Source organism: Oceanobacillus profundus (assembly GCF_003515705.1).
Taxonomy (GTDB): domain Bacteria; phylum Bacillota; class Bacilli; order Bacillales; family Amphibacillaceae; genus Oceanobacillus; species Oceanobacillus profundus.
This window is the reverse complement of sequence record NZ_QWEH01000002.1, coordinates 212,955-225,129: the sequence shown is the minus strand read 5'-3', so window position 1 is coordinate 225,129 and position 12,175 is coordinate 212,955. Positions and strand designations below refer to the sequence as shown.

Here is a 12,175-nt window from a genome sequence, read left to right as displayed (position 1 = left end):
GATTGCTCTACACATCCTCTTTTTTAACACGGACCATAAGCAAGTTACTACTCCTATCATAAACTTAGTTGTTCCCCCTTTAAACCATCTAGAGGATGCTTTTAGCTCCGACTTAAGACTGACTCCATCCTTTCATACACATATATGAGTCCAATTAAACAGATAAATCCAAGCGCAAATCCAGCAACAATATCGGTTATATAATGGACATGAATTACATATCTGCTGATCCCAATCAAAAATATAAGTGTGACAAACATTGTTTGCGTAATAAAGATTAGGACATGCGATTTCATTTTCTTAACTAATAAATAAGCAATCAAGCCATAACAAACCATTGAGATCATAGCATGTCCAGACGGAAAACTGTATCCTTCTGCATTAGCTGCAACCGATATGCTTGGTCTCTCCCTTACAACAAGACTTTTAATAAGTATATTCAATTGATGTGTCAGTAAAATCCCACCAGGAAAAAGAATAGCAACAAACCATTTTTTGAGTAAAATACTTAACACAATCGTCATGACAACTACGAATGGTACGAGAAAGGATTCTGATCCAAGATTTGTAACCAATCGAAATGGCTGATAAATAATGGAATTATGCAAGGTTTCAACGAATTGGTTTGACCAGCTGTCAATATAGGGTACATAACCATTTACAATTTGTAGAACCCAAACTCCCGTTATTATAAGTACTGCGATTAATAGAAACAACAATAATGTCCGATCTTTTTTCATCATTATTTCACACCTTCATTTTATCTTCTTATTTCAATTTAATGTTATTATACAGGGATTTAGGTTTAAACAAAACTAGAGCGGGTATTGTATCAGTATACTTAACGTTTTACTATTGAAAAGGTGGAGATAAATAATGGAAAAGGATTTACAAAATTTAATTGATGGTTTAAATGAAGATTTAGCTCATGAGTATGGTGCTGCTATTCAGTACACATACAGTGCATCTGTTGTTTCTGGCTTATACCGATCAGCATTAAAACCATTTTTCGAATCAGAAATTACGGATGAGCTTGGACACGCACTCTATCTTTCTGAAAAAATCAAGGCTCTTGGAGGCACTCCAACAACCAAATCAGCTGATGTACCTCAACCAACAGAAGTAAAAGCAATGCTTGAAGCAACACTTCAAGCTGAGTCCGATACAATTAAACGTTATGAAGAACGAAAAAAACAAGCAGAGGACCTTGGGTTAACAGAGCTTGTTGTTAAGCTAGAGGATTTAATATCGGATGAAACACACCATAAGGAAGAAATCGAACGATTACTTGCTGATCCTCGACTTTCTTAATAGATTCCCTTTTTCTTAAGGACGGCTAACTATAGCTGTCCTTTTTTATTGGTTATCACTAATTTACTTATCTATTACTTGTAAAATCATGATATGATGAATAAATTAGAATTGAACAGGTTCCTGTATATAAAAGGCGCCCGTATACAATACAGGCGCCTTCACGAAATTTGCGGCAAAGCACGATGTGTTCACATTCACATCTATTGCATTGTGCTTTGACTTACACAAATCAGCTCATCGCAACGTTAAGTATAACATCATTTATATAAAAGCACCATACCGCAATTATAACTAATGGAGGATAAAAATTGAATACAAAAGATTTATCATTAGAAAATCAGCAAAAAAATAAACGTACAACATGGCTTCTTATCTTCGGAATTATTCTAATCGGATCCAATTTAAGAGCCCCACTAACTTCTGTCGGATCACTCATCCCTTTTATTCGAGATGATTTAGCACTGAACAATGCCATAGCAGGAAGTATCACCACGCTGCCTCTAATCGCATTTGCACTTCTTTCTCCATTTGTACCAAAACTAGCGAACCGGCTTGGAATGGAATGGACGATTTTTCTTTCTATGCTTATTCTAACCACTGGAATTATTGTCCGTTCATTAGCAGATGTTGGCTTTTTATTCATTGGAACAATCTTAATAGGGACTGCAATAGCATTTGGCAATGTGTTACTACCAGGATTTATCAAAATGAATTTCCCTTTAAAAATCGGAATGATGACAGGTGTGTATGCTGTATCGATGAATATATTTGGTGCGCTCGGCTCTGGATTAAGTGTCCCTCTTGCTGCAATTCAAGGTTTTGGCTGGCCAGGCGCATTAGCAGTCTTCGCATGTATTTCATTTTTAGCCATACTTGTATGGGTCCCGCAATTACTTCAAAGAAAAGGGACTACTAATACGATCGCTGTAAAGAAAAACGGAAATCATTTATGGAAATCTGGATTAGCTTGGAAGGTTACACTATATATGGGATGTCAATCTTTTCTATTCTATACATTAATAACCTGGCTCCCTGATATATTACGAACAATTGGTTATAGTTCAAGTGCAGCAGGATGGATGGTTTTCTTAATGCAATTCTCTGTTATTCCAATCACCTTTATTATCCCAATTATTGCAGAGCGCTTGAAAAATCAAATCGGTTTAAGCATCGTAACCGCTTGTTTATATGCATCAGGCATACTTGGATTGTTAATCGGACATCCAACTATCGTTCCTGTCAGTGCTATCCTAATTGGTATAGCCTCTGGTAGTGCATTTAGTTTGTCCATGATGTTCTTCACATTAAGAACAACGGATGGAAAACAAGCGGCAGCATTATCTGGAATGGCTCAATCATTTGGTTACCTGTTAGCAGCGACGGGACCAGTTCTTATTGGTGCCCTACACGATATCGCAAACAGCTGGAGTATCCCGTTACTATTATTAATAGGTATCATTGGATTGCTGCTGCTCGCTGGAATTGGATCTGGCAGGCAAAGAACTGTGGGAGAAAAGCTAAAAGGGTCAGCTTAATAATGTATTGAACAAATCATTCTTATATTAATAATGGATTAATTTATTTGAATTACTTGTTCATATAGTGATACGCTTAAACTATTAGTGAAAGGGAGTGGTTCATAATGAGTAAATCGATTCCAGAGATTACGCTTCATGATGGTATGACCGTACCAGTTATTGGTTTGGGTACATATAAACTTAATGGGAATGCAGGTGTAAATGCGATTACAAGTGCGATCGACATCGGCTACCGGCTAATTGACACAGCTTATAATTATGAAAACGAAGGAACTGTTGGGGAAGCTGTAAGACGCAGTTCTGTTCCAAGAGAAGAATTAAGAATTACATCCAAATTACCAGGACGTTACCATGAGTATGATAAAGCCGTTACAACCATTCAAGAGTCATTATATCGTGCAAATCTAGATTACTATGATTTATACCTTATTCATTGGCCGAACCCAATCCAAGATATTTATATGGAAGCCTGGCAAGCATTAATTGATGCAAAAAAATGGGGGCTTATTCGCTCTATCGGTGTTTGTAATTTCTTACCGGAGCATATGGAGCGATTAGAAAAAGAAACTGGTGTAAAGCCGAGCATGAACCAAATTGAATTACATCCTTTTTTCAACCAAGAACAACTGCGAAAATGGCATCAGGATAACCAAGTTCAGACTCAATCCTGGAGTCCTATTGGTCGCACAAATAATGCTTTACAACATGAAGTGATACAAAAAATTGCCGAATACCATAACAAGACTGTATCACAGATTATTTTACGTTGGCATTATCAGTTGAATGCCATTCCTATTCCTAAATCAGCGTCACCGCAAAGACAATTAGAAAACATATCGATTTTTGACTTTTCACTGGACGAAACTGAAATGAACCTCATTGGAGAGTTGACTCGCCCTGATGGCAGAAATAAAAATCAGGACCCAGCTGTTTACGAAGAGTTTTAAATCACATGATGATAGCGCATCGTATATGAGCCTTTGATGCACTATCATCACGTTTGTTTTTAATTTCTAATGAACGGATTACTTCTTATTCACCTTTCCTTCTCCATAACAGTGCCTTGATAATTCACTATCTTAACCTTCATATTAAACCTCCAATTATCGTAGTGGTTCCCAACTTAAAATATATAAAATTTATTTTCTGAATAGAAACTCATGTTATGATAGAATAAACGTAAAAGTGAATTAATTTAAGAGGTGGCGTTATCAATGTTAGAAAGTATACATCAATCAATTGATGAGCTCTATCCAGAAATGATAGAGATCAGAAGATATTTGCATCAGCATCCCGAATTATCTTTTCAGGAAACAAAAACAGCAAAATACATAGCAGATTTCTATGAAGAGCTCGGGATTCCCTATCAAACAGGAGTCGGTGGAAATGGTGTAATCGCAACATTAAAAGGAGCAAAGCCAGGTAAAACAGTTGCATTAAGAGCCGATTTCGATGCACTGCCAATTCAAGATGAAAAAGATGTACCATACAAATCCAAGGTTCCTGGTGTCATGCATGCCTGTGGCCATGACGGACATACCGCAACACTACTTACACTAGCTAAAGCTATGAAAAAATATCAAGCCGAGCTTACAGGAACGATTGTCTTTTTACATCAACATGCGGAAGAATTTGCACCAGGTGGAGCGAAACCTATGATAGAAGCAGGCGCACTCGATGAAGTGGATGCAGTATTTGGAACACATTTGTGGGCAACCGTTCCCCTAGGCGTACTCCAGACTTCAAAAAAGGAATTTATGGCTGGTGCAGATCGGTTTGAGATAAAGATTCAAGGCCAAGGTGGACATGGTGCATACCCACATGAAACAAAGGATGCGATCGTTCTCGGAGCGGAAGTTATTACACAGTTTCAGCAAATCGTTAGCAGAAGAGTAGATCCATTACAAACAGCAGTGCTAACAACAGGAATTTTCCAAGCGGGGAATGCATTTAATATTATTGCTGATCAAGCAGAATTAGTTGGTACGGTACGATACTTTAATACAGATGTTCAAAAACTAATTATGGATGAGATGGAAAAAATACTTAAAGGTATTTGTATATCAAACGACGCATCCTACACATTAAATTATATAAAAGGCTATCCGCCATTAATCAATCATTCTGAGGGAGCTGAAATTGTTCTCGAAGCGAGCAAACAAATTGATGCGATTCATACTACTGAGGAAATTTTACCGGTAATGGGTGGAGAGGACTTCTCCTATTATATGATGGAAAAGCCAGGAGCATACTTTTTTACAGGTGCGAACAAAGAAGGAAATCCATATCCACACCATCATCCCAAATTTGATATTGAGGAGAAAGCTTTACCAATTGCTGCTAAAACCTTAATTGGAGCTTATTTTGAATATCAAAAAGCGAATTCCGAATTCTAACCAGATGAAGCAGACCAAATCAAAATAGATTTGGTCTGCTTCATTGTATTACTTTAACCTCGGTTTCATATAACCATTCACAAATAGAACGGTAAAGAGCAACCCACCACCAAGAACAATAACAAATCCCAAATATTCCTGTAACAGAACAAACAACAAGGCGAACAAGAGCGTTTGAATTGTACTTAGTTGATAAACAATCTTGAGAACAGCACTTCTCCTATAATTTAATTCAACTGGATAAAGATCCAGCCACATATTCGTTCGGTGATGTTGATAAAGGGGCATCATCTGGAATGTGCTCAAATAGAGAAATAAAATTCCAAATAATATCTTCATCCATACATTCGGAATGAAATAAATGAATAATCCTCCAATTACGATGAGACGCACATACATCCCTAAGTAATCTCCACTGCGAATAAAGGAAATTCGAAATAAGTAGTCATACGTATGTTTCTTTTCAATTGGGACACCTCTGTTAACTAAATGAACCAACCACTGACGCTTTTTTACGCGGTTTTTTAAATGTGGAACATCTGCAAACATATTGGCTATTCTATAAAACGTCTGCATGCGATTTTGATCCTTTTCAACAAGCAAATCCCACGCCAACCCTGATTGTTTATTGGAGTAATAATAATCATAGAGAAAAACGATGACAAATAAAATCGAAGTAATTCCTGCAAATAGCATGTCACCATTTACGATAAAATAAAAAATAACCCCATTCAAAACCGTGCGGATGAGAAGATCAATATTCCGAATTCCTGGCTCCCTAACTTTCAGCATCCACCAATTTGCAAATAAATTTGCAACTTTAAATAGTAAAAGTAGAACTAGTGTAAGTAAATACATACTTCCCGCTCTTTCTGGATATGAAGCAAAATAAAGCGGTCCAAATGCTGCAGCGAAAAGCAGAATCATATAAAGCTGAATGACAAAACTATAAATAAGCGCATTACGGAAATAGGCCCCCATCTTTGTCTCAGCTACGATAAGAAAAACAAGATCCGGCTCTTTTAATAACGTTCTTACAGGGCTATAACTCACAATTAGCCCGAATGTAATTCCAATTATCAAAGCCGTCGGAAAATTCGCTGGTAATTCCGTCAACCATTGTTGGTAATAATATGCAGATGCAGAAATAAAGAATAGGATAGCGAATGCCATATGACCATTAAAAATATATTTCAAATAACGGCCTGTCTCTTTTAAGTGAGATGAAAAACGCTTTTTATAAAATTCATGCGAATCAAACATGGCTATCTTCTTCTTTCGTTAATTGCACATACAAATCATCCAACGTTGAATCAGGCATATTAAAGCTTTCTCTTAATTCTTCTAATGTCCCAATCGCTCGAATAACACCATCATGCAAAATAACAAAACGATCGCAATAGCGCTCTGCAGTAGCAAGAATATGTGTCGACATCAACACACCCGCTCCTTTATTTTTCATGCTGTCCATCAGTTGTAGATAAGATTGAATCCCCAATGGGTCTAAACCTACAAATGGTTCATCAACAATATAAAGCGGTGGTTCGATTAAGAACGCGCACATAATCATAACCTTTTGTCGCATCCCTTTTGAAAAATGAACGGGGAACCAGTTTAGCTTTTTTTCTAAACGAAATTCCTTTAAAAGCGGCTGAAGTCTTGCCTCGAATGTATCCTCAGCAATTCCATATGCCATCGCCGTTAAGCGCAGATGCTCATAAAGCGTTAATTCATCATATAATATCGGCATTTCCGGAATATATGCCATTTGATTTCGATACGTTTCTGAATTTTCCTTGTAGCTCTTTCCATTCACGCGAACGGTTCCTTTTTTGGGCTGCATGAGTCCAATAATATGCTTAATCGTCGTACTTTTACCAGCACCATTCAAACCAATTAAACCTACAATTTCTTTTGGTTTAACATCAAATGAAATACCGTGCAATACATTTTTATGTGTATACCCTCCATGAAGGCTATCAATATGTAATAAGGATTCCATCAAAATCCCTCCTTGTCATTACTTTTGATTTTATCATTATTGCTGGACATTGCCAAAGGCAAACCTTACGACATTTTCTGACCAAAAGCGCAGAACGCCCTTAGATAATACGCGGACATTACTGTTTCAGTACAAGACATACTTCCCATCAAAATTTTTAAAAAATCCATGTATAAGATATTTATTTCGGAACAAAATAGAAAGGAAGAAACGAGGATGTCTCACTACAACAAAATCTTGTCATACGCAAATGAGGTGTTGACGATCGAATATCTAATGTAATTTCGTGTAAAAAACACAAAATGAGGTGTTAGTGTTCGATAATTACTCTGATTTTTCGTAAAAAAGCGAGATGGGGTGTCAGTGTTGGCATACTAATGATATAAAGCCCTTTTACCAGCTTCCGCTTCAGACGAAGTGGACAATTGGTATAATGGTTTTTGTAAACCATAGACGAATCATCTTTGCATGATTTACTGGTGTTTACAGTTCCCCAGCATTAGTTTAAAACATCCTCTTCCTTCTTAAAACAGGCAGGTCCGCATTATGCGGGTCTGACCTGTTTATTTATTTTGCGCTTGTCCTTTTTCAGAAAATAAGAGGAATAGCTTTACATTTGTCCCTAATACTTACTACAATAAACATAATATATACAATTATAAAAGGAGAGATAACAAATGAGTCATGACGATTGTATTTTTTGCAACATAATTAATGGTGAACTTCCTTCTGCCAAAGTATATGAAGATGAGCATGTTTATGCATTCCTGGATTTAAGTCAGGTAACAAAAGGACATACACTTATTGTTCCGAAAACACATACGAAAAACATTTATGAAACACCACCAGAGGTTGCAAAAGAATTGTTCGCTCGAGTTCCAATCATTGCCAATGCGATTAAAAAAACATACAGTCCATTAGGAATGAATGTATTAAACAATAATGAAGCGCCAGCAGAGCAGTCTGTATTCCATCTTCACTTGCATCTAATTCCAAGATATGGCGAAGGTGATGGCTACACACCAAACTGGACTGTACATACAGACGAATATACGTCAGAAGAACTGCAAAATATTGCCCAGGAAATTAAAGCCGCAATTTAAAACAAAAGCGGAAACGTCCAGTTAGCGACGTATGAACTGCGCCCTGTACCAATCGGTAAGTCTTCTTTATCGTGTCATGAGGTGATGGAAGTCTTGCTACAACTTTCGTGCTGGAGCTGGACGTCGCTATTCCAGCATTTACAAAAATTAGTCCTTTTAATTTTCAATAAATTCTGCTATACTATTGCTAACATTTCGCAACTGACAACGAGTGTACAGTTGGAAATAAAAAAGCTTGAGCATAGAATAGATGAGGAGAGTTAAAAATGAATACGAGAATATTGATTATTTTATCCCTATTGGTAGGTATCGGTGCTGTTTTGCATGCAGTTGTACCACCTATGCTTTTTGGTGTGAAGCCTGATATGCTGTTGTCCATGATGTTTCTAGGAATTTTACTATTTCCTAAAGCAAAATATGTACTTATTCTATCCATAGCAACAGGTATCATATCCGCTTTAACAACATCTGCACCTGGAGGACAAATTGCCAACATTATTGATAAACCAATCACAGCCTTTGTATTTTTCGCTTTATTTTTACTCGTGAAAAATAAAGTTAAGATTACATTAAGTGCACCTGTTTTAGCTGCTTTTGGTACAATGGTTAGCGGTTCGATCTTCCTTTCTGTTGCATTATTCATTGTCGGATTAATGGAAGGCGGATTCTTAGCATTGTTTGTTGGAATTGTATTACCTGCCACTGCTTTAAACACCATCATCATGATTGTTATTTATCCGATCGTACAAGGAATTATGAAACGGTCTAAACCAATAACAGTAGCTTAATCTATACAAACCTCTGATAAAACAATGTCAGAGGTTTTTTATGTTTTTCTGCTTAGTAGTAGCTTTATTTCCGCTTATTTTTTATAATCAAATTAGTGAAGCCTTTTCATATGTGTGCGTGATTAAGAAAGTGGAGGTAGAGGCCGAAATCGGCTAAGGTCGCAGTATCCTATAGCAACAGGATATTTTTATTCCTCCTTAATAAATATGTTTGATAGCACTATGAAAAGTGGAAATGATATAATAGAAGCAAGAAAGGAGTGCGTAGCTATGTCAAAAGGAAAATCATTTATTCTAGGACTGCTTGTCGGGGGAACAGTTAGTGCAGCAGTCACATTATTAAGCACACCTGAATCAGGAAGAGATGTACGTGTTCGTGTAAAAGATCAGGGATTGGAATTAAAACTTCTTCTCAACCGACTAAAAGTAGAAGGTTTACGACTACAACAACAAATTAAACACACGTCCAAAGAGGGTGCTGTCCTCATTAAAGATTTAACAGACGAAATCAGAAAATCTGTTGAGGAATGGAAAGAAACGGTTGAACCCCATCAAGAAAGTATTTATCAATCATTGGAACAAATTGAAACTAGTCTGAGAGACCTGGAAAATAAGGTTAAAAATCATTAATACTAGAACTAAAAATGAGACAGCTTGGTTAGGGCTGTCTCATTTTTTATTCCAGAATCATTCAACTCACCTTCTACGATGTTGCCTGTCATATTCCTCCAATATCTTGCTGAACTCCGACATAAGCATTGGATAGCATCCATCTAATTTCAGTGCTTCAATTGTCTTATTTGGGTCCAGTTTCTCATTCAACATACCAGCAAATTGAATAAGCAATGATGTGAAATCTAGCAAGCCCTCTTCTTTTTGAAGCTCATACGCATCATTTAAGCTTTGAATCATCTCCATCATTTCGTTGTATTCCTTGCGGGTAAGATTATGTTCGATAATCATTTTGATGACGGGGTATTGATTCATATCTATTATTTTGGAAAGTAATTGTATATGAAATAATGAGCTGTCATTTGTATTTTCAAATTCCCCCAACTCAGCTTCCCCCTTAAAATAGCATCTCTCTAAACACTGTTTTCTCTATATAGTTGTGTTTCCTATCAATAGCAAGCGACCTGTTTTTTTGAATTGCTTTCATTTGCTATCTATATAATTTGTATACATGAAACTACTTTTTGTTATAATCGTTCTGATATATTTTTTGTCTTTCTACTATTATACAGAAACATGGAAAACAAAAAAAGCTTCTTTCACTTTATTCACAGCGATTTATATATATCAGTAACTATATCATTCTAGCTGGAAAAATGATAATTCATTTCTCTATTTTTCTTCTCCTGCCTCTGTTCATCCAGCACTTCTTTTGGTAGAGTAAGATTACAAGTGTACATTGAATGAGAGGAGTTCAAGTCATGGTCATTTTTTATATGTGCTTTGCTTTTGTTGTATTGCTTATTTTCAACACCCTTACAAAATCTTTCTGCATCAAAATGCAAATGGACAAGCATAAGCAAGCTAAAATATTCCGTGTGATCAATATGATTATGGTCGCATTGCTCGTATGCTCCTACTTACGTGTCATGAATGTGACAGTTTAACGGTATTTTTTAGGTATTTTACATAATACTATTTTTTCTAAAAGGAAGTATGTTATATTTATCATTGGCAGATAATAAGGTATAAACCATTCTTATCTGCATAAGTGCAACGAAGTCATCCGCCCAAAAGACCTGGCGAATACCAAGTTTTCCAATGAAAACTAGAACCAACAAACAGATTAGGAGTGTTTAGAGACGATGAAGAAATTAGCCTTTGCTGCTATTATTACTGCTGGTACACTAACGTTAGCAGCATGTACAAATAATGAAGCAGATTCTGAAGTGGTTGTGGAATCAGAAGCAGGAGATATTACAAAAGAAGACTTTTATGAAAAACTGAAAAGCCGCAATGGAGAAGCTATCCTTGAAGAAATGATTACAATCAAGGTGCTCGAGAATAATTACGAAGTAACTGAGGAAGACGTGAATGCTGAGATTCAATCGATGAAAGATACATATGGTGATCAATATGATTCCATTATCGAGCAAAACTTTGGCAGTGAGGATGAACTTCGCGAGATTATTCGCATAAGCTTATTGCAAGAAGCTGCAATTGCAGAAGATATAGAGATTACAGAAGAAGATCTTGAGCAAGAATATAATCGTCAAAACACTGAGATTGAAGCACAGCATATTCTTGTAGCAGATGAAGATACTGCAAATGAAGTAAAACAAAAGCTGGATGAAGGTGAAGATTTTGCTGAATTAGCAAAAGAATATTCAACAGATGGTTCTGCAGAGGATGGCGGAGACCTTGGATACTTTTCAACTGGTGAAATGGTCCCTGAATTTGAAGAGGCAGCTTACAACATGGAAATAGACGAAATCAGTGATCCAGTACAATCACAATTCGGCTTCCATATCATTAAAGTAAATGATATTCGTGATAAAGAAGAAAGCATCGGTAAATTTGAAGATGTAAAAGAAGACCTGCGCCGTGAACTATTAACAAAACGAATGGATGTTACAAAAGTTCAAGAAAAAATGGATTCGCTAATTGAGGATGCAAAAGTCGATATTAAAATTGATGAATTCAAGGACCTTCTTGAAATACCAGAAACAGAAGGTCAAGGATCAGAAGAAGCCAAAGGATAAGAGACAATTACGAAAAAATATCATAGGCTGTCAAGGTGAACGAACCACCTGACAGCCTATTTTAATTGGAGCGCTGTTGCTCATTTTCTGACTCTCGTCGCAATTTATCTTCATGAATACGATCCATATAGATTTGTCCTTCACGTTCAATAAACTGCTGATCTAATTTCCTTTCTGCAAGCATTGCTCGGAATGCCATATAACCGCTGAGGAAAATCAAAATAATTACCGCGAATACCCATAATGGAATTGCTTCTGTCATCCATAAATCCCCCAATCTTGTCCAAGCTTTCTATTTTATATATATGAACAAAAATGAG

General features: G+C 36.4%; 14 protein-coding genes. 9 read left to right on the top strand and 5 right to left on the bottom strand.

What is annotated here, in order from left to right; all coding sequences use genetic code 11:
- Positions 1 to 101: 101 nt before the first annotated feature.
- On the bottom strand, positions 102 to 740 hold the full coding sequence (locus D1B32_RS04260) for a phosphatase PAP2 family protein (protein WP_240033725.1): 639 nt from the start codon (positions 738 to 740) through the stop codon (positions 102 to 104).
- Between the two features lie 136 nt (positions 741 to 876).
- Here D1B32_RS04260 and D1B32_RS04255 point away from each other — a divergent pair, with 136 nt between their 5' ends.
- From D1B32_RS04255 to D1B32_RS04240, 4 genes are all read left to right on the top strand, one after another.
- A complete protein-coding gene (locus D1B32_RS04255; RefSeq protein WP_118888713.1) occupies positions 877 to 1,311 on the top strand; it encodes a ferritin-like domain-containing protein in 435 nt (144 codons plus the stop codon).
- Between the two features lie 311 nt (positions 1,312 to 1,622).
- Positions 1,623 to 2,849 (top strand): CynX/NimT family MFS transporter, encoded by a 1,227-nt coding sequence (locus D1B32_RS04250; RefSeq protein WP_095309638.1) that lies wholly within the window; start codon positions 1,623 to 1,625, stop codon positions 2,847 to 2,849.
- Between the two features lie 107 nt (positions 2,850 to 2,956).
- On the top strand, positions 2,957 to 3,799 hold the full coding sequence (locus D1B32_RS04245; RefSeq protein ID WP_095309641.1) for an aldo/keto reductase: 843 nt from the start codon (positions 2,957 to 2,959) through the stop codon (positions 3,797 to 3,799).
- A 267-nt stretch (positions 3,800 to 4,066) separates the two neighbouring features.
- A complete protein-coding gene (locus D1B32_RS04240; protein ID WP_118888712.1) occupies positions 4,067 to 5,248 on the top strand; it encodes a M20 family metallopeptidase in 1,182 nt (393 codons plus the stop codon).
- A gap of 48 nt (positions 5,249 to 5,296) precedes the next feature.
- Here the strand turns inward: D1B32_RS04240 and D1B32_RS04235 are convergent, their stop codons facing one another.
- Both D1B32_RS04235 and D1B32_RS04230 read right to left on the bottom strand, forming a co-directional pair.
- Positions 5,297 to 6,511, bottom strand: a complete 1,215-nt coding sequence (locus D1B32_RS04235) for an ABC transporter permease (protein WP_095309645.1) — start codon at positions 6,509 to 6,511, stop codon at positions 5,297 to 5,299.
- Positions 6,504 to 7,250 (bottom strand): ABC transporter ATP-binding protein, encoded by a 747-nt coding sequence (locus tag D1B32_RS04230; protein WP_095309647.1) that lies wholly within the window; start codon positions 7,248 to 7,250, stop codon positions 6,504 to 6,506. Before D1B32_RS04230 ends, D1B32_RS04235 begins: the two co-directional genes overlap by 8 nt.
- Positions 7,251 to 7,927: 677 nt before the next feature.
- Here D1B32_RS04230 and D1B32_RS04225 point away from each other — a divergent pair.
- The 3 genes from D1B32_RS04225 to D1B32_RS04215 all read left to right on the top strand — a co-directional run bounded on the left by D1B32_RS04225 (position 7,928) and on the right by D1B32_RS04215 (position 9,771).
- Complete coding sequence (locus D1B32_RS04225; RefSeq protein ID WP_095309649.1) at positions 7,928 to 8,353, top strand: HIT family protein; 426 nt, start codon at positions 7,928 to 7,930, stop codon at positions 8,351 to 8,353.
- Between the two features lie 266 nt (positions 8,354 to 8,619).
- Positions 8,620 to 9,141: a tryptophan transporter gene (locus D1B32_RS04220; protein WP_118888711.1), complete on the top strand. Its 522-nt coding sequence runs from the start codon at positions 8,620 to 8,622 to the stop codon at positions 9,139 to 9,141.
- 270 nt (positions 9,142 to 9,411) lie between these two features.
- Complete coding sequence (locus D1B32_RS04215; protein WP_095309653.1) at positions 9,412 to 9,771, top strand: YtxH domain-containing protein; 360 nt, start codon at positions 9,412 to 9,414, stop codon at positions 9,769 to 9,771.
- A gap of 66 nt (positions 9,772 to 9,837) precedes the next feature.
- On the opposite strand, the gene D1B32_RS04210 is transcribed toward D1B32_RS04215, so the two are convergent.
- Complete coding sequence (locus D1B32_RS04210; RefSeq protein ID WP_240033724.1) at positions 9,838 to 10,197, bottom strand: DUF1878 family protein; 360 nt, start codon at positions 10,195 to 10,197, stop codon at positions 9,838 to 9,840.
- 377 nt (positions 10,198 to 10,574) lie between these two features.
- On the opposite strand from D1B32_RS04210, the gene D1B32_RS04205 reads away from it, so the two are divergent.
- Positions 10,575 to 10,760 (top strand): hypothetical protein, encoded by a 186-nt coding sequence (locus D1B32_RS04205; RefSeq protein ID WP_095309655.1) that lies wholly within the window; start codon positions 10,575 to 10,577, stop codon positions 10,758 to 10,760.
- A gap of 198 nt (positions 10,761 to 10,958) precedes the next feature.
- The gene (locus D1B32_RS04200; RefSeq protein WP_118888710.1) at positions 10,959 to 11,855 is read left to right on the top strand and encodes a peptidylprolyl isomerase; all 897 of its coding nucleotides are present in this window, start codon (positions 10,959 to 10,961) and stop codon (positions 11,853 to 11,855) included.
- Positions 11,856 to 11,916: 61 nt separating this feature from the next.
- Here the strand turns inward: D1B32_RS04200 and D1B32_RS04195 are convergent, their stop codons facing one another.
- Positions 11,917 to 12,117, bottom strand: a complete 201-nt coding sequence (locus tag D1B32_RS04195) for a sporulation YhaL family protein (protein WP_095309658.1) — start codon at positions 12,115 to 12,117, stop codon at positions 11,917 to 11,919.
- Between the last annotated feature and the right edge of the window lie 58 nt (positions 12,118 to 12,175).

Coding starts and splice junctions, on each gene's coding strand:
- D1B32_RS04260 (WP_240033725.1), bottom strand. CDS start 740: ATGAAAAAAGATCGGACATTATTGTTGTTTCTATTAATCGCAGTACTT.
- D1B32_RS04245 (WP_095309641.1), top strand. CDS start 2,957: ATGAGTAAATCGATTCCAGAGATTACGCTTCATGATGGTATGACCGTA.
- D1B32_RS04205 (WP_095309655.1), top strand. CDS start 10,575: ATGGTCATTTTTTATATGTGCTTTGCTTTTGTTGTATTGCTTATTTTC.
- D1B32_RS04240 (WP_118888712.1), top strand. CDS start 4,067: ATGTTAGAAAGTATACATCAATCAATTGATGAGCTCTATCCAGAAATG.
- D1B32_RS04220 (WP_118888711.1), top strand. CDS start 8,620: ATGAATACGAGAATATTGATTATTTTATCCCTATTGGTAGGTATCGGT.
- D1B32_RS04255 (WP_118888713.1), top strand. CDS start 877: ATGGAAAAGGATTTACAAAATTTAATTGATGGTTTAAATGAAGATTTA.
- D1B32_RS04195 (WP_095309658.1), bottom strand. CDS start 12,117: ATGACAGAAGCAATTCCATTATGGGTATTCGCGGTAATTATTTTGATT.
- D1B32_RS04200 (WP_118888710.1), top strand. CDS start 10,959: ATGAAGAAATTAGCCTTTGCTGCTATTATTACTGCTGGTACACTAACG.
- D1B32_RS04230 (WP_095309647.1), bottom strand. CDS start 7,250: ATGGAATCCTTATTACATATTGATAGCCTTCATGGAGGGTATACACAT.
- D1B32_RS04225 (WP_095309649.1), top strand. CDS start 7,928: ATGAGTCATGACGATTGTATTTTTTGCAACATAATTAATGGTGAACTT.
- D1B32_RS04215 (WP_095309653.1), top strand. CDS start 9,412: ATGTCAAAAGGAAAATCATTTATTCTAGGACTGCTTGTCGGGGGAACA.
- D1B32_RS04235 (WP_095309645.1), bottom strand. CDS start 6,511: ATGTTTGATTCGCATGAATTTTATAAAAAGCGTTTTTCATCTCACTTA.